Genomic DNA, 16,835 nt, shown 5'->3' with positions numbered 1-16,835 from the left:
TAACAATGGAACAAAAGCCAGTGTTAGACGTTAATGAAGTACCGAAACCGGGAAAATGGTTATTTTTAAGTATACAACATTTGTTCGCGATGTTTGGATCAACAGTGCTTGTTCCGTTTTTAACAGGATTGAATCCATCAGTAGCATTAATATCAAGTGGATTAGGAACGTTAGCATTCCTTCTTATAACGAAAGGTCAAGTACCTGCTTATCTAGGATCATCATTCGCCTTTATCGCACCGATTATAACAGCGAAAACGGCAGGTGGACCGGGAGCGGCAATGCTTGGTGGTTTGCTAGCAGGACTTGTGTACATCTTAATCTCACTCGGAATTAAGAAATCAGGATCAGAGTGGATTATGAAATTACTACCACCAATCGTAGTTGGTCCAGTAGTAATGGTAATCGGTCTAGCTTTAGCACATACAGCAGTTAACATGGCGATGAACGGTGCGGATGGCAAATATAGCTTTACACACTTTTCAGTAGCGTTAGTAACATTAGCAATTACAATTATATGCTCGATATTTGGAAGAGGATTTTTCAGTATCATACCAGTGTTACTTGGCATTATCGGTGGATATATCTTCGCTTACTTCCAAGGGCTAGTAGACTTAAAGCCGGTAGCTGAGGCAAAATGGTTTGTTGTACCAGATTTCACAGTACCATTTGTAACATACACACCAGAGTTTTCATGGAAGATTGTACTCTTGATGGTACCAGTTGCACTAGTAACAATATCAGAACATATCGGACATCAAATTGTTCTTGGAAATGTTATTAAAAGAGATTTAATTGAAAAACCAGGTTTACACCGTTCAATCTTCGGTGACGGAGTAGCAACATTAATCGCGTCACTAATCGGTGGGCCACCGAATACAACGTATGGTGAAAACATCGGTGTGCTAGCAATTACGAGAGCATACAGTGTATACTTATTCATCGGTTCAGCAGTATTCGCAATCATGTTCGGATTTATCGGTAAGATTTCTGCACTGATTCATTCGATCCCAACACCAGTTATGGGTGGTGTATCAATCTTACTATTCGGTGTAATCGCATCAAGCGGATTACGCATGATGGTAGATGATAAAACAGATTTAAGTGACAAACGAAACTTAATGATTGCATCAGTAATATTAGTAATCGGTATTGGTGGAGCGGTACTTCACGTAGGAGAATCATTCCAAGTAGAAGGAATGGCACTAGCAGCAATTGTAGGTGTACTGTTAAATCTACTACTACCGGAAACGAAACAAATAAAACAATCTAAGCAGATTGCTTCATAATAATAACCTTTTAATTCAGTCCTGTGAGACCGGAAAGGGTGGCTTCTTTCTTGCATCCTAGTCTCACACGATTAGGGTATTTTTATGCAAAGGTTGTTATAAAAATTCAAAAGTGGTAACATAAAAATCAGAAAGATGAGGGATGACGATGAGCCATTTGTTAACGATGAGTGAATTATCGGAAGTAGAAATTTCAGAAATCCTAAAATATGCAGAAGATTTTGCGAATGGAAAAGAGAGCAAAACGACAGAGCAAACTTTTGTTGCGAACTTGTTCTTTGAGAATAGTACGAGAACGAGATTTAGCTTTGAAGTTGCTGAGAAGAGATTAGGACTTGATGTTTTAAACTTTTCAGCTGATGCATCTAGCGTACAAAAAGGAGAAACTCTATACGATACGATAAGAACACTAGAATCAATCGGAACAAAAGCAGTGGTCATCCGCCACGAGCAAGATCGCTACTTCGATGAACTAAAAGATCAGGTGAATATTCCAATCTTAAATGCTGGAGATGGATGCGGAAACCACCCAACACAGTGCCTACTGGACCTTCTTACAATTAAACAAGAGTTTGGAAGATTTGAAGGTTTGAAGATTGCAATAGTAGGAGATGTTCGTCATAGCCGAGTAGCACGTTCTAATGCAGAAGCATTAACGAAGCTTGGTGCAACAATTTACTTTGCAAGTCCAGAAGAGTGGAAAGATGAAGACAACACATTTGGAACATACAAACCATTAGATGAACTTGTTCCAGAAGTTGATGTAATGATGTTACTCCGTGTACAACATGAGCGTCATAATCATTATGAAACAGACATTATGAAAGAATATCATGAGAAACACGGATTAACAGTAGAAAGAGAAAAGCGTATGAAAGAAGGAAGCATTATTATGCATCCAGCTCCTGTAAACCGTGATGTTGAAATTGCAAGTGAACTTGTTGAGTGTGAGCGTTCACGTATATTTAAACAAATGGAAAATGGAGTTTACGTAAGAATGGCTGTACTAAAACGCGCCTTACCAAATGTATTAGGAGGAATGAAACATGAATTATTTGTTTAAAAATGGTCGTTATATGAATGAAGAAGGAAAAATCGTAGCAACGGATCTTCTCGTACAAGACGGTAAAATCGCTAAGGTAGCAGAAAATATTACGGCAGATAATGCTGAAGTAATCGATGTGAACGGAAAGTTAATCGCACCTGGATTAGTAGATGTACACGTACATCTTCGTGAACCAGGTGGTGAACATAAAGAAACAATTGAAACAGGTACACTAGCAGCGGCAAAAGGTGGATTCACTACAATTTGCGCAATGCCAAATACACGCCCGGTACCAGATTGCAGAGAACATATGGAAGACTTGCAAAAACGTATTGAAGAAAAAGCTCATGTTAACGTACTACCATACGGAGCAATTACAGTACGTCAAGCTGGTTCTGAAATGACAGATTTCGAAACATTAAAAGAACTTGGAGCATTTGCTTTCACAGATGACGGCGTAGGCGTACAAGATGCGAGCATGATGTTAGCGGCTATGAAACGTGCAGCAAAATTAGATATGGCAGTAGTTGCGCACTGTGAAGAGAATACGCTTATTAATAAAGGTTGTGTACATGAAGGGAAGTTTTCTGAGAAACACGGATTAAACGGTATCCCATCAGTATGTGAATCTGTACATATTGCAAGGGATATACTGCTTGCTGAAGCAGCAGATTGCCACTATCACGTATGTCATGTAAGTACGAAAGGTTCTGTACGTGTAATCCGTGATGCGAAACGCGCTGGAATTAAAGTAACAGCAGAAGTAACACCGCATCACCTAGTGTTATGTGAAGATGATATCCCATCAGCTGATCCTAACTTTAAAATGAACCCACCGCTTCGTGGAAAAGAAGACCATGCAGCATTAATTGAAGGTTTATTAGATGGAACGATCGATATGATCGCAACTGACCATGCACCGCATACAGCGGAAGAGAAAGCACAAGGAATTGAAAGAGCACCGTTTGGAATTACTGGTTTTGAAACAGCATTCCCGCTTCTATACACAAACCTTGTGAAAAAGGGAGTTATTACGCTAGAACAGTTAATTCAATTCTTAACAGAAAAGCCAGCTGATACATTCGGCTTAGAAGCAGGTCGCCTAAAAGAAGGTAGAGCAGCTGATATTACAATCATTGATTTAGAACAAGAAGAAGAGATTGACCCAACAACATTCTTATCAAAAGGAAAAAATACACCATTCGCAGGTTGGAAATGCCAAGGATGGCCGGTAATGACAATCGTTGGTGGTAAGATCGCATGGCAAAAGGAGAGTGCATTAGTATGAAAAGACAACTTATCTTAGAAGATGGAACAGTATTAATTGGAACAGGTTTCGGAGGCGAAATCGAAAAGTCAGGTGAGGTTGTATTTACAACAGGAATGACTGGATATCAAGAAACATTATCTGATCCATCATATTGCGGTCAAATCGTAACATTCACGTACCCATTAATCGGAAACTACGGCATTAACCGTGACGATTTTGAATCCATTCACCCATCTGTAAATGGTTTAATCGTAAACGAAATTTGTGATCACCCATCAAACTTCCGTAATGAAATTTCGTTAAATGATTACTTGAAAGAAAGAAATATCCCAGGATTAGCAGGGATTGATACGAGAAAATTAACGAGAAAAATTCGTCAATACGGTACATTACGTGGACGCCTTTGTAACATGGATGCAGATGTAGAGTACATTGTAAGCCAATTAAAAGCGACAGTATTTACAGATCATGTAAAACGCGTATCAACGAAAGATCCATACCCAAGCCCAGGTCGTGGTCACCGAGTTGTACTAGTAGACTTCGGTATGAAACATGGTATTTTACGAGAATTAAATAAGCGTGACTGTGATGTAATTGTAGTTCCTTACAACACAACAGCGGAAGAAATTTTACGCCTTAGCCCAGATGGAATTATGTTAAGTAATGGACCTGGAGATCCGAAAGATGTACCAGAAGCAATTGAAATGTTAAAAGACATTATCGGTAAAGTTCCTTTATTCGGAATTTGCCTAGGACATCAATTGTTCGCTCTAGCATCAGGTGCAAATACAAGTAAGTTGAAATTTGGTCACCGTGGTTTAAACCATCCAGTAAAAAATCTTGCAACTGGAAAAGTAGCAATTACATCTCAAAACCACGGATACGCAGTAGAAGAAGAATCAGTTGAAAATACAGATCTTGAAATTACACATGTTGCTTTAAACGATGGAACGGTAGAAGGTCTTCGTCATAAGAAGTTCCCGGCATTTACAGTACAATACCATCCAGAAGCTTCAGCGGGACCAGAAGATGCAAATGATTTATTCGAAGATTTCTTAACAATGATTGAAAACTTCAAGAAAGAAGGGGAAGAGTTATGCCAAAACGCCTAGACATTAACACAATTTTAGTAATCGGATCAGGACCAATTGTAATTGGGCAAGCAGCGGAGTTTGACTACTCTGGTACACAAGCTTGTCAATCTCTTAAAGAGGAAGGTTACAAAGTAATCCTTGTTAACTCTAACCCAGCAACAATTATGACGGATACTGCAACAGCAGATAAAGTATACATCGAGCCATTAACATTAGAATTCGTAAGCCGTATTATTCGTAAAGAACGTCCTGATGCAATCCTACCAACATTAGGTGGTCAAACAGGTTTAAACATGGCTGTTGAACTTGCAAAATCAGGCGTACTTGACGAGTGCGGAGTTGAAATTTTAGGAACAAAATTATCAGCAATCGAGCAAGCGGAAGATCGTGATTTATTCCGTACATTAATGCAAGATTTAAATGAACCAACACCACCAAGTGAAATTATTCATAACCTTGATGAAGCATATGGATTTGTAAACGAAATTGGTTACCCAGTAATCGTTCGACCAGCGTTCACATTAGGAGGAACGGGCGGCGGAATTTGTCATAACGAAGAAGAGCTAATTGAAATCGTAACAAGTGGTTTAAAACATAGCCCAGTAACACAATGTTTATTAGAGAAAAGTATTGCTGGCTGTAAAGAAATTGAATACGAAGTAATGCGTGATTCAAATGATAACGCGATTGTAGTGTGTAACATGGAAAATATCGATCCAGTTGGTGTTCATACAGGTGATTCAATCGTTGTAGCACCGAGCCAAACGCTAAGCGACCGTGAATACCAAATGTTACGTAACACGTCATTACGAATTATTCGTGCACTAGGAATTGAAGGTGGATGTAACGTTCAGCTTGCACTAGATCCATATAGCTTCCAATACTATGTAATCGAAGTAAATCCACGTGTAAGTCGTTCATCTGCACTAGCATCTAAAGCAACTGGATATCCAATTGCGAAATTAGCAGCAAAAATTGCAGTCGGCTTAACGTTAGATGAAATCGTAAACCCAGTAACACAAAAAACTTACGCTTGCTTCGAGCCGGCGTTAGACTATGTTGTTTCAAAAATTCCACGTTGGCCGTTTGATAAGTTTGAATCAGCGAACAGAACGCTTGGAACACAAATGAAAGCAACTGGTGAAGTTATGTCAATTGGACGTAACTTAGAAGAATCATTACTAAAAGCAGTTCGTTCTTTAGAGCTTGGCATTTATCACTTAGAATTAGACCACTTAAAAGAACTTGATAAAGAAACGATGAAAAAACGTATCATTAAAGCGGATGATGAACGACTGTTTATTGTAGCAGAAGCAATTCGCCAAGGTGTAACGAAAGAAGAAATCAATGAATGGTGTGAAATGGACTTCTTCTTCTTACAAAAAGTTGAAAACATCGTAAATATGGAACGTGAAGTAAAAGCGAATGTAGGAAATATGGAAGTACTACAAACTGCAAAAGAAATGGGCTTCAGCGATCACTACATTGCAGCAGCTTGGAACAAAACGGAGCGCGAAATTTACGATATGCGTAAAGAAAATAATATGATGCCAGTATTCAAAATGGTAGATACTTGTGCGGCAGAGTTTGAATCTGCAACGCCATATTACTACAGCACATATGCGGACGAAAATGAATCGATTGTAACAGATCGTAAGAGTGTAGTAGTTCTAGGATCTGGTCCGATCCGTATTGGTCAAGGTGTTGAGTTTGATTACGCAACAGTTCACTCAGTATGGGCAATTAAAGAAGCTGGATATGAAGCAATTATCATTAACAACAACCCAGAAACAGTTTCAACAGACTTCAGTATTTCTGACAAATTATACTTTGAACCATTAACGATTGAAGATGTAATGCATATTATCGATTTAGAAAAACCAGAAGGTGTTATCGTTCAGTTCGGTGGACAAACGGCAATTAACTTAGCAGCGAAACTAGAAGAACACGGTGTGAAAATTTTAGGAACATCACTTGAAGACTTAGACCGTGCAGAAGATCGTGATAAATTCGAAGCTGCTTTAACAAAACTTGGCATCCCGCAACCAGTTGGTAAAACAGCAACGACTGTAGAACAAGCGGTAGCAATCGCAGAAGAAATTGGTTACCCAGTATTAGTAAGACCATCTTACGTACTAGGTGGACGTGCGATGGAAATCGTATATCGTCAAGAAGAACTACTGCACTACATGAAAAATGCAGTTAAAGTTCATGCAGATCACCCAGTATTAATCGACCGTTACATGGTTGGTAAAGAAATTGAAGTAGATGCAATTTCCGATGGTGAGAATGTATTCATTCCAGGTATTATGGAACATATTGAACGCGCTGGAGTTCACTCTGGTGACTCAATTGGAGTATATCCACCACAAAGTTTATCTGAAAAACTAAAAGAACAAATCATTGAACATACAATTGCACTTGGAAAAGGATTAAACATTGTTGGATTACTAAATATCCAGTTTGTAGTATTCAAAGATCAAGTGTACGTAATTGAAGTAAATCCACGTGCAAGCCGTACAGTACCGTTCTTAAGTAAAATTACAGGCGTACCGATGGCGAATGTTGCAACGAAAGTTATTTTAGGGCAAGACCTAGTAGAGCAAGGATACGGAACTGGCTATCACCCAGAAGAGAAAGAAGTATATGTAAAAGCTCCGGTATTCTCATTCGCGAAACTACGCTCAGTTGATACAACATTAGGACCTGAAATGAAATCAACAGGGGAAGTAATGGGTAAAGACTTAACGCTTGAAAAAGCATTATATAAAGGATTAGTTGCTTCTGGAATTAACATCCCAACGCACGGCTCAGTAATCATTACTGTAGCGGATAAAGATAAAGAAGAGGCGATGGAAATTGCAAAACGTTTCCACGAAATCGGCTATAACTTATTAGCAACAGCTGGAACAGCACAATCATTAGAAGAGCAAAATATCCCAGTACAAGTTGTAAACAAAATTGATTCTGAAGACTACAACTTACTAGATATTATCCGTCAAGGAAAAGCACAGTTTGTAATTAACACATTAACAAAAGGTAAACAACCAGCGCGTGATGGTTTCCGCATTCGCCGTGAATCAGTAGAAAATGGTGTGGCTTGCTTAACATCACTTGATACAACAAGAGCAATCTTACGAGTATTAGAATCTATGACATTCTCAGCTCATTCAATGAAAGAAATTACGCAAACAAAGCGTCACGAGGTGGTACATGCATGATGCAAAAGCAAAATATGATCGTCGTTAACCAAAAAGAAATCGCAAAAAATATTTACGAATTAGTGCTTCAAGGAACGTTAGTACAGCAAATGAACGAACCAGGGCAGTTTGTACACATTAAGGTAGCAGAGGGCATTGCGCCCCTTCTGCGCCGCCCAATTAGTATTTGTAATGTAGATCAAGAGAAGAACGAATTTACAATGCTATATCGTGCCGAAGGACAAGGGACAAAAACATTAGCAACTAGAAAACAAGGTGAAATGGTAGATGTACTAGGACCATTAGGACACGGTTTTCCTGTAGAAGAAGCAGAAGCTGGTCAAACAGCTTTACTAGTAGGTGGGGGAATTGGTGTACCACCACTTTATGAATTATCACAGCGCCTCGTTGCAAAAGGTGTACGTGTTATTCACATCTTAGGCTTTCAAACGAAAGATGTAGTTTTCTATGAAGAAAAATTTGCAGAACTTGGTGATACGTACGTTGCGACAGTAGACGGTACACACGGTACAAAAGGATTTGTCACAGATGTAATTGATAATTACGGAATTGACTTTGATATTCTTTATTCATGTGGTCCGCTAGCGATGCTTCGTGCACTAGAAGGACGTTACAAAGAGAAAAAAGCCTATATTTCATTAGAAGAACGTATGGGCTGTGGTATTGGAGCTTGTTTCGCATGTGTATGCCACTTACAAGAAGATCCAAGTGGACATTCTTACAAGAAGGTGTGTAGCGACGGACCAGTATTTCCAATCGGGGAGGTTGTACTATGAACAGATTGCAAGTTGAATTACCAGGATTATCATTAAAAAATCCAATTATACCGGCATCTGGATGCTTTGGGTTTGGTCGTGAATATGCACAGTTTTACGATTTAAGTGTACTAGGATCAATCATGATTAAAGCGACGACAGAACAACCACGTTATGGAAATCCAACGCCTCGTGTTGCTGAAACACCAGGGGGCATGCTAAATGCAATCGGACTTCAAAACCCGGGATTAGACAAAGTAATGAATTCGGAATTACCATGGTTAGAACAATTTGACCTTCCAATTATTGCAAACGTTGCAGGCTCACAAGCTGAGGATTACGTAGCGGTTGCGAAGGAAATTTCTAAAGCGCCTAATGTCCATGCACTAGAATTAAACATTTCTTGTCCGAACGTAAAAACAGGTGGTATCGCCTTTGGTACAAATCCTGAAATTGCTGCTGATTTAACGAAGCGAGTAAAAGAGGTTTCTGAAGTACCTGTATACGTGAAATTGTCACCGAACGTGGCAAACATAGTAGAAATTGCAAAAGCGATTGAAAATGCAGGTGCAGATGGTTTAACGATGATTAATACATTGCTTGGTATGCGTCTAGATTTAAAAACAGCTAAACCAATTTTAGCAAACCGTACAGGCGGATTATCAGGTCCTGCGATTAAGCCAGTAGCAATTCGCATGGTACATGAAGTAAGCCAAGCGGTTAACATTCCAATTATCGGAATGGGTGGTATTGAAACAGCTGAAGATGTAATTGAATTCTTCTATGCTGGCGCAAGCGCAGTTGCAGTAGGTACAGCGAACTTTATCGATCCGTTCGTATGTCCGACAATTATTGAAGAGTTACCAGCATTATTAGATGAATTAGGATTTGATCACATTTCGGAATGTCAAGGAAGGAGCTGGAAGCAAACATGTCACAGTCGTTAATCGTTGCACTAGATTTTCCAGGGAAACAAGAAGTAGAACAATTCTTACACCACTTTGAAGGGGAAGAGTTATTTGTCAAAGTAGGTATGGAGTTATTTTACAAAGAAGGCCCTGCGATTATTACGTACTTAAAAGAAAAGGGACATAAGATCTTCTTAGATTTAAAACTTCATGATATTCCGAATACAGTAAAAAGCGCTATGCGTAGCCTAGCTAGTCTAGATGTTGATATGGTAAATGTTCATGCTGCTGGGGGAAGCAGCATGATGAAAGCTGCGATTGAGGGATTAGAGGAAGGTAAGCAAGAAGGAAAAGAGAGACCGATTTGTATTGCAGTTACACAACTAACAAGCACTTCGGAAGCTATGATGAAAAAAGAGATCGGCATTGAGAAAACGTTAGAAGAAGCGGTTGCTCATTATGCAAAATTAACGAAAGAAAGTGGACTTGATGGCGTTGTTTGTTCAACACTTGAAGTTCCAAAATTACGTGAAGTATGCGGAAATGAATTTGTAACAGTAACACCGGGGATTCGTCTTGCAAGCGATGATGTAAATGACCAAGTGCGCGTAGCAACACCGAAACGTGCGAGGGAACTTGGCTCAAGCTACATCGTAGTTGGACGTAGTATTACAAAAGCAGAAAATCCGCTTGAAGCGTATAAAACAGTAAAACAACAGTGGGAAGGTGTAACAGTATGAAAAAAGAAATCGCATCGCATTTATTAGAAATTGGAGCAGTATTTTTACAACCGAATGATCCATTCACTTGGTCTTCAGGTATGAAATCACCAATTTATTGTGATAACCGTTTAACTTTATCTTATCCAAAAGTACGTCAAGCGATTGCAGCTGGATTAGAAGAGTTAATTAAAGAGCACTTCCCAACTGTAGAAATTATTGCAGGAACAGCAACTGCTGGTATTGCGCACGCTGCATGGGTAAGCGATCGTATGGATTTACCAATGTGCTACGTACGTAGTAAAGCAAAAGGTCACGGTAAAGGGAACCAAATCGAAGGAAAAGCTGAAAAAGGTCAAAAAGTCGTAGTAGTAGAAGACTTAATTTCAACTGGCGGTAGTGCAATTACATGTGTAGAAGCACTTCGCGAAGCTGGATGTGAAGTATTAGGAATCGTATCAATCTTCACATATGAGTTAGAAGCAGGAAAAGAAAAACTAGAAGCAGCTAACGTAGCATCATATTCTTTAAGTGATTACAGTGCATTAACTGAAGTTGCAGCAGAAAAAGGTATGATTGGACAAGCTGAAACGAAAAAATTACAAGAGTGGCGTAAAAATCCAGCAAACGAAGCTTGGATCACAGCGTAACACGAAAAAAACGACTGCGGGGGAACGCGGTCGTTTTTTTATATTATTGTTAAAAATTCAAGTAAAGTTCCATCAATATCAAAGAAAATCATATTACAATCTCCTTAACTACTTAGTGCTTTCTGCAAGCTTATATCTTTTTACAAACAATAGAGTCACATAAGAAACAATAAATGAGAAAATGCTATACATGCCGACCCAAAAGAAAAATTTTGGAGTAAAGGCGATAACACCTATTATTAAAAAACTAGCAAACGTTACAATCGGCATTACGTAATACGTTTTCGTTTTGCGTGTTCCAATAACAGATACGATAAAGATAAATAATGGACAAATTAATAAGACGAAAATCAATTCATTCATAGGTATGTCCCCTTTTCTAATTGCAGTAATCTGTTTCTCGTAAACGTTTTGAAATAATTACTCTCCTAATATAATTTCGCTGAGTAATAACGAATCCCTCTTGAAAACTGATAATTCATGATGAATTTTACAAGCAAAAAACGTAAGCAAGAGAACACTTGCTTACGTTATAGGATAAACATCGCAACGATCGTGGTGACAATTAAACCGATAACAACCGGTAAAAAGTTTCGGCGTGCAAGTTCAAATGGATCGACTTTACAAATCGCAGCAGCAGGAATAAGTGCCCAAGGAATTAACGTCCCGCCCCCGGTCCATATAGCTGCAATTTGCCCGAGTGCTGTTAATGTAGCTGTTCCATGGCCAAGTGCTGTTCCAAAAAGATTGGCAATGGAACCAGCAAGTGATATACCTGAAAAACCTGATCCATCTAAGCCGGTAATGACACCCACGATGGTTAATGTCCCTGCCGATACATATTGATTTAAAGGAACAGTTTGAGATAAAGCGATGCCTAAGTCGTTAATGATTCCGTGTGAACCTTTCGGTAAATAGTCTCCGATAATTTTCACAAAGCCACTATCTCCTAAATAAAAGAGTGCAGCGATAGGAATAACTGGTCCGAAAATTTTAAAGCCAAATTGGAGCCCTTCTATGAAATAATCGGTTGTTTTATTCAGTCCATTACCTTTGTAGGCGATGAGAGAAATGATGATAATCATAATAACAGTTGTTCCGCCGATAAGTGCAGTTGCGTCGCTTCCTTGTAGTTTAAATTGAATCATGCAAAGGATATCAATGATATATACGATAGGGATACAAATAGCGAGCCATTTCTTTGTGCGAGGAGATAATGAAGTGAGCGTTTTAGAAGACTCAGTTGATAGAATAGATTCTTGTATAGCTAAGCCTGTATGAAACTCTTTTCGTAAGAAGAAAAAAGCGACGGAAGTTGTCACAACGCCCATAACGATAACGAGTGGAACACTTGCAGATACGACGCTGGAAACAGGGAGACCAGCCGCGTCTGCAGTTAATTTCGGTGCACCTTGAATAACGAAGTCTCCAGATAAGGCGATGCCGTGTCCAAATAAGTTCATAGCAATTGCAACCCCAATTGGAGGAAGGCCGACACGTACAGCAACCGGTAATAAAATAGCTCCCATTAAGGCGACAGCTGGAGAAGGCCAAAAGAAGAAAGAAATGGTCATCATTAAAAGGCCGATAATCCAGTAGGCGAGTGTAGGTGTACGAATCATTTTTGTAAATGGTGAAATCATCGTATCATTTATGCCAGTATGAACGAGTAAATTGCTCATTGATACGATAATGGAGATGATTAATATAGTTGGTAATAGCTCAGTAATGGCGTAAATGAAACTTTGAAAAATCCCGCTAATGGCAAGAGGGATAGAACTTGTTGCAGTTAATGCTAATAAAAAGATAAAAACGATACAAATGATAGTCGTATCTTTCCGGAGAATAAAAAAGGTAATAATAGTGAGTAAACAAATAATGTAGAGAGCGTGTAATAGCGTTAATTCAACTCCCATAACATTCACATCCTTTAGGCATTCGTGTAGTTTATTGTATGAAAGCAGTGAAAGTATGTGAGTATAGGAAAAAGAAAAAAAGTAAAATTTCATGTACTGTAATGATGAGAACGATAAATGGATGTTACAATACAGTTAATCCTAAAAAATGAATAAAAGAAAGTGCCACCTTATCTGGTGGCACTTTCTTATTTTACTGCATGAGCTTTTTGCATCTTCCTAATTAAGCGAATTTGTCCGCGATGATTGATTTCATCTTCAAATACGTGAAACCATTTAAAGTAGTTGTTAGCTGGTTTGTCATACCAAAAGTCTGTCGTTTTAAATAGCCATTCATCAGGTAAAGATTGAAATGTTTCAATTGTTTTAGAGCGTACTTCTTGTAATGTATTAATGTAAAATTCTAAAGAGTTTCCTTTTATTTTTTCTCGTCCAAGATTCCCTAACTCAATAGCTGGCAACCAATGTTCTAATTCAGCTTCCGTCGGTTCACGATCCTCAAAGGTATGGATTTGGTAGTAAAATTCAATAGCAGCCATGTGATATAACAGCATGCCAATTGAATTGGCTTCTTTATCATATAAATAATCAAGTTCTTCAATTGTTAAACTTTCCACTGCTTGCATTGTTGTATAACGAGCGTAATTCATCATGGAAACAAGTTTTGAAAACTCAACTTGTAAACCATCTATTTTATCAATTACAAAATTCAATTTAAATTCCCCCTCTTTAAATGAACACTCCAGAGAAGGAATTCTATGTGTAGAAAAAACTCCTTTTAAAAAGGCCATGATTTTAACAAGGGATTACAATTAGTTCTCTATTTGATTTTGTAATAACTTCATATCCGTCTTTTGTAATGACGATATCATCTTCAATTCTACAACCGCCCCAGTTCGGTATGTAAATGCCCGGTTCAACTGTAACAACCATACCTTCTTTTAATGTAGCTTTACTTTCTTGGGATAAGCGAAGAGGTTCATGTATTTCTAAGCCAAGACCATGACCAGTAGAATGACCAAAATATTGACCATATCCACAATCTGTAATGTAGTTTCTTGTTACATCATCGATACTTTTCGCAGTTTCTCCAGGCTTAATCGCTTCAGTCCCACGTTTTAACGCTTCTCGTACAACATTGTATATTTTTTTGAATTCTTCCGATGGTTCCCCTATTGCTACGGTACGTGTTATATCGGAACAATATCCGTCGTAAAGTGCACCAAAGTCTAATGTAACGATGTCGCCTCGTTCAATTATTTTATTTGATGCAACTCCATGTGGAAGAGAAGAACGAACACCAGAAGCTACAATAATTTGAAATGATGAAGATGTAGCACCTTTTTTTCGCATGAAAAATTCTAATTCATCTCGTACAGCATTTTCACTTATTCCTGGTTTTAGAAACGTAAGAATGTGATGAAATGCTTCGTCCGCGATATTAGCTGCAATTTTCATTGTTTCTATTTCAGGCGTGTCTTTAATGATACGAATATTTTCGATAATTTCGCACACTTGAATCATTTCCGCCTGTACGTATTTTTGCAAGTTTTTATATTGTTGCAATGTCATGTTGTTTTCTTCAATTCCAAGTTTTTGAATGTTTAATTTCGATACTTGATGTGCAATTTCTTTTTCTAAATTTCCTTTATGCATAATAATTTCAGCATCTTTTATTTGTGATTTCGCTTGATCTACATAGCGGAAATCAGTGATGAAAACAGCTTGATCGGCAGAGAGTAAGACGACGCCAGCACTACCTGTAAAGCCTGTTGCATATTGGCGGTTTTCTTTTTTTGTAATAAGTAACCCCTCAATTTCATAGTTTTGTAGTTGATTTTGGATTTTATTAATTTTTAAAGTCATGTTAATTCCTCCTATTCATAGTATTGAATAAAGCAAATAGCGTGCCAAAATGTATATTTGAAGAAAGGATAGTAGGGACAACATATATTTTAGGGGAGATAAAAAAATAGCCCGTAATTTGTGGGAGACGGTTTGTTCATAAAATCTAGATTGCTTCAATGAATAGCAGGGGGATGGGGAAAAATGATTGGAGTTACACTTGTACTTTATTTACATGCTGTAAAAAATTTTATACAAATGTGAAATGATACTGTCAATTTTTTTGACAATATTGAATGGATATAGCAACGAAATTGAAAACATATAAAAAATGCGCTGCATACAAGCAACGCATTTTTTTATTTATGCTTTTAATTTCATTACAATATCAGCATCTGGTGTTACATATACGGTTTGCTGATTGTCGTACGTAACAAAACCAAGTTTTGCACCACTCGGTTTTTTGACATGGCGTATTTTGGTGAAATCAACAGGTACAGAGCTAGACTCTTTCGCTTTACTGTAATAGGCAGCAATTTTGGCGGCTTCTAGTAAAGTTTCTTCAGCAGGCTCTAAAGAACGAATGACAACGTGAGAGCCAGGTATATCTTTCGTATGTAACCAAATTTCATCACGGCGGGCAAACTTCGTTGTTAAATAATCATTTTGTTTATTGTTTTTACCAACGAAAATCTCTGTGCCATCACTTGCTACATATTTATCTAATACTGGTTTAGTAGGCTTTTTCTTTGCGTTTTTCGTTTTGCGATTGCGCACATAACCTTCTTCAGCTAATTCCTCACGAATTTCTTCAATGTCTTTTGAAGAAGCAGCTTCCATTTGTTGAAGTAAGCTATCAAAATAAAGAATTTCTTCATTTGTTTTTTCGATTTGTTCTTCTACAACAGCAACCGAATTTTTTGCTTTTTGATACTTTTGGAAATAGCGTTGTGCATTTTCAGATGGTGTTTTTAAAGGATCTAATGTGATTTTTACAGTTCCACCATCCTCATCGTAATAATTAACGACCTCAATATCTTTATCGCCCTTTTTTAAAGCGTACATATTGGCTGTAAGTAGCTCTCCAAATAGTTGATATTTATCTGCTTTTCCAGCATCTTGCAGTGTTTTTTCGAGTTTAATGAGTTTTTTCTCGTTTTTATTTTTTTCGTTTTGCATAAAGCGTTCTAAATCATGAGCTTGTTGTTTTACACGATCACGTTCTGCTTTGCCAAAGAAGAAACGATCTAACAATTCGCTCACTGATGAGAATGTTTTTTCTTCTCCTTGCAAGTGTGTAAGAGGGAAAAGATAAAAGAATTCTTTTCCATTTGCAGTAATCATTGTAGGTGTATATGCATGAGATAGTAATGGTGTTTGTATAGAGAAAAATGCTTCTGATAATGCTTTCTCGTTTACCATACCGGCTTTCTTTACTACTTCTTTTGCAAATAATGGGGATATTCCCATGAAAGCACCGACGAGTTGTTTATCCATATTTCCAGATAGAAAGTCTAGCGGTCTAATAAAATCATCTGCGGTTTCAATTTGCAGAGGATTGATTTTATGTTGGGCTGGTGGCGCGACGTACTCAGCACCAGCATATACAGTTCGGTGACGGTTTACGGCTAATGAAACGTGTTTTAAGCTATCTAAAATCACGTTTGTTTTCGTATCTAATAAGATAATGTTACTATGTCGTCCCATTATTTCAATTACTAATGTTTTTAATGATTCGTCTCCGATTTCATTACGACTGCGAACTGTAATTTGAATAATGCGTTCTAAGTCGATTTGTTCAATTTTTTCAATAAATCCACCTTCTAAATGTTTGCGAAGAAGCATACAGAACATCGGCGGTATTGCTGGCGAATCGTAGTTTTGATTCGTTAAGTGCATACGCGCATATGTAGGATGAGATGAAAGAATTAGTTTTTGGTTCTTTCCATTCGCTCGAATATGTAATAAAATCTCGTATTTTGAAGGTTGATATATTTTGGAAATTCTTCCTGTGTAAAGAGAATTTTCAATTTCATGTGTAATCGCTCTTGTAAATAATCCATCGAATGCCATAAATGAACACTCCTTTCTAACTAAATGTTAATTATAGCATTTTTTTGGAC

The 16,835-nt window shown here is 37.8% G+C and carries 14 protein-coding genes; 9 read left to right on the top strand and 5 right to left on the bottom strand.

Going from position 1 to position 16,835, the window contains the following annotated elements; genetic code table 11:
- The first annotated feature begins 5 nt into the window (after nt 1-5).
- The 9 genes from uraA to pyrE all read left to right on the top strand — a co-directional run bounded on the left by uraA (nt 6) and on the right by pyrE (nt 10,951).
- Complete coding sequence (uraA, locus tag ACTL4X_RS19705; protein WP_000435928.1) at nt 6-1,289, top strand: uracil permease; 1,284 nt, start codon at nt 6-8, stop codon at nt 1,287-1,289.
- Between the two features lie 148 nt (nt 1,290-1,437).
- Nucleotides 1,438-2,352, top strand: coding sequence for an aspartate carbamoyltransferase (gene pyrB, locus ACTL4X_RS19700; RefSeq protein WP_441394944.1), 915 nt, complete (start codon nt 1,438-1,440; stop codon nt 2,350-2,352).
- Nucleotides 2,336-3,622, top strand: a complete 1,287-nt coding sequence (gene pyrC / locus ACTL4X_RS19695) for a dihydroorotase (RefSeq protein WP_001108367.1) — start codon at nt 2,336-2,338, stop codon at nt 3,620-3,622. The genes pyrB and pyrC overlap by 17 nt, the downstream gene beginning before the upstream one ends.
- Nucleotides 3,619-4,716 carry a carbamoyl phosphate synthase small subunit gene (locus ACTL4X_RS19690; RefSeq protein WP_000828680.1) on the top strand — a complete coding sequence of 366 codons (1,098 nt, stop codon included), beginning with the start codon at nt 3,619-3,621 and terminating at the stop codon, nt 4,714-4,716. Before pyrC ends, ACTL4X_RS19690 begins: the two co-directional genes overlap by 4 nt.
- Complete coding sequence (gene carB, locus ACTL4X_RS19685) at nt 4,701-7,919, top strand: carbamoyl-phosphate synthase large subunit (RefSeq protein WP_001126101.1); 3,219 nt, start codon at nt 4,701-4,703, stop codon at nt 7,917-7,919. The genes ACTL4X_RS19690 and carB overlap by 16 nt, the downstream gene beginning before the upstream one ends.
- A complete protein-coding gene (pyrK, locus tag ACTL4X_RS19680; RefSeq protein WP_000983359.1) occupies nt 7,916-8,695 on the top strand; it encodes a dihydroorotate oxidase B electron transfer subunit in 780 nt (259 codons plus the stop codon). Before carB ends, pyrK begins: the two co-directional genes overlap by 4 nt.
- Entirely contained in the window at nt 8,692-9,621 is a 930-nt protein-coding gene (gene pyrD, locus ACTL4X_RS19675; protein WP_001081049.1) for a dihydroorotate oxidase B catalytic subunit, read from the top strand. Before pyrK ends, pyrD begins: the two co-directional genes overlap by 4 nt.
- The gene (gene pyrF / locus ACTL4X_RS19670; protein ID WP_000083510.1) at nt 9,606-10,322 is read left to right on the top strand and encodes an orotidine-5'-phosphate decarboxylase; all 717 of its coding nucleotides are present in this window, start codon (nt 9,606-9,608) and stop codon (nt 10,320-10,322) included. Before pyrD ends, pyrF begins: the two co-directional genes overlap by 16 nt.
- Complete coding sequence (pyrE, locus tag ACTL4X_RS19665; protein WP_000711440.1) at nt 10,319-10,951, top strand: orotate phosphoribosyltransferase; 633 nt, start codon at nt 10,319-10,321, stop codon at nt 10,949-10,951. The genes pyrF and pyrE overlap by 4 nt, the downstream gene beginning before the upstream one ends.
- A gap of 108 nt (nt 10,952-11,059) precedes the next feature.
- Here pyrE and ACTL4X_RS19660 read toward each other — a convergent pair whose 3' ends face one another.
- From ACTL4X_RS19660 to ACTL4X_RS19640, 5 genes are all read right to left on the bottom strand, one after another.
- Nucleotides 11,060-11,314, bottom strand: coding sequence for a YbeF family protein (locus ACTL4X_RS19660; protein WP_001003919.1), 255 nt, complete (start codon nt 11,312-11,314; stop codon nt 11,060-11,062).
- 167 nt (nt 11,315-11,481) lie between these two features.
- Nucleotides 11,482-12,867 carry a membrane protein gene (locus ACTL4X_RS19655; protein ID WP_000537875.1) on the bottom strand — a complete coding sequence of 462 codons (1,386 nt, stop codon included), beginning with the start codon at nt 12,865-12,867 and terminating at the stop codon, nt 11,482-11,484.
- A 188-nt stretch (nt 12,868-13,055) separates the two neighbouring features.
- The gene (locus tag ACTL4X_RS19650) at nt 13,056-13,580 is read right to left on the bottom strand and encodes a DinB family protein (protein ID WP_001012048.1); all 525 of its coding nucleotides are present in this window, start codon (nt 13,578-13,580) and stop codon (nt 13,056-13,058) included.
- Between the two features lie 82 nt (nt 13,581-13,662).
- Nucleotides 13,663-14,733: a M24 family metallopeptidase gene (locus ACTL4X_RS19645; protein ID WP_000172817.1), complete on the bottom strand. Its 1,071-nt coding sequence runs from the start codon at nt 14,731-14,733 to the stop codon at nt 13,663-13,665.
- A 342-nt stretch (nt 14,734-15,075) separates the two neighbouring features.
- Nucleotides 15,076-16,785: an Rqc2 family fibronectin-binding protein gene (locus tag ACTL4X_RS19640; protein WP_000863284.1), complete on the bottom strand. Its 1,710-nt coding sequence runs from the start codon at nt 16,783-16,785 to the stop codon at nt 15,076-15,078.
- Nucleotides 16,786-16,835: the final 50 nt, after the last annotated feature.

This window comes from Bacillus sp. RE35, assembly GCF_052146655.1.
Classification (GTDB): domain Bacteria; phylum Bacillota; class Bacilli; order Bacillales; family Bacillaceae_G; genus Bacillus_A; species Bacillus_A cereus.
Note: the sequence above shows the minus strand (reverse complement) of the source record. Positions and strands in the feature narration are given on the sequence as shown.

Bases quoted from the DNA above. Each gene is read 5' to 3' on its own strand.
- uraA (WP_000435928.1), top strand. From the start codon at position 6: ATGGAACAAAAGCCAGTGTTAGACGTTAATGAAGTACCGAAACCGGGA.
- pyrB (WP_441394944.1), top strand. From the start codon at position 1,438: ATGAGCCATTTGTTAACGATGAGTGAATTATCGGAAGTAGAAATTTCA.
- pyrC (WP_001108367.1), top strand. From the start codon at position 2,336: ATGAATTATTTGTTTAAAAATGGTCGTTATATGAATGAAGAAGGAAAA.
- ACTL4X_RS19690 (WP_000828680.1), top strand. From the start codon at position 3,619: ATGAAAAGACAACTTATCTTAGAAGATGGAACAGTATTAATTGGAACA.
- carB (WP_001126101.1), top strand. From the start codon at position 4,701: ATGCCAAAACGCCTAGACATTAACACAATTTTAGTAATCGGATCAGGA.
- pyrK (WP_000983359.1), top strand. From the start codon at position 7,916: ATGATGCAAAAGCAAAATATGATCGTCGTTAACCAAAAAGAAATCGCA.
- pyrD (WP_001081049.1), top strand. From the start codon at position 8,692: ATGAACAGATTGCAAGTTGAATTACCAGGATTATCATTAAAAAATCCA.
- pyrF (WP_000083510.1), top strand. From the start codon at position 9,606: ATGTCACAGTCGTTAATCGTTGCACTAGATTTTCCAGGGAAACAAGAA.
- pyrE (WP_000711440.1), top strand. From the start codon at position 10,319: ATGAAAAAAGAAATCGCATCGCATTTATTAGAAATTGGAGCAGTATTT.
- ACTL4X_RS19660 (WP_001003919.1), bottom strand. From the start codon at position 11,314: ATGAATGAATTGATTTTCGTCTTATTAATTTGTCCATTATTTATCTTT.
- ACTL4X_RS19655 (WP_000537875.1), bottom strand. From the start codon at position 12,867: ATGGGAGTTGAATTAACGCTATTACACGCTCTCTACATTATTTGTTTA.
- ACTL4X_RS19645 (WP_000172817.1), bottom strand. From the start codon at position 14,733: ATGACTTTAAAAATTAATAAAATCCAAAATCAACTACAAAACTATGAA.
- ACTL4X_RS19640 (WP_000863284.1), bottom strand. From the start codon at position 16,785: ATGGCATTCGATGGATTATTTACAAGAGCGATTACACATGAAATTGAA.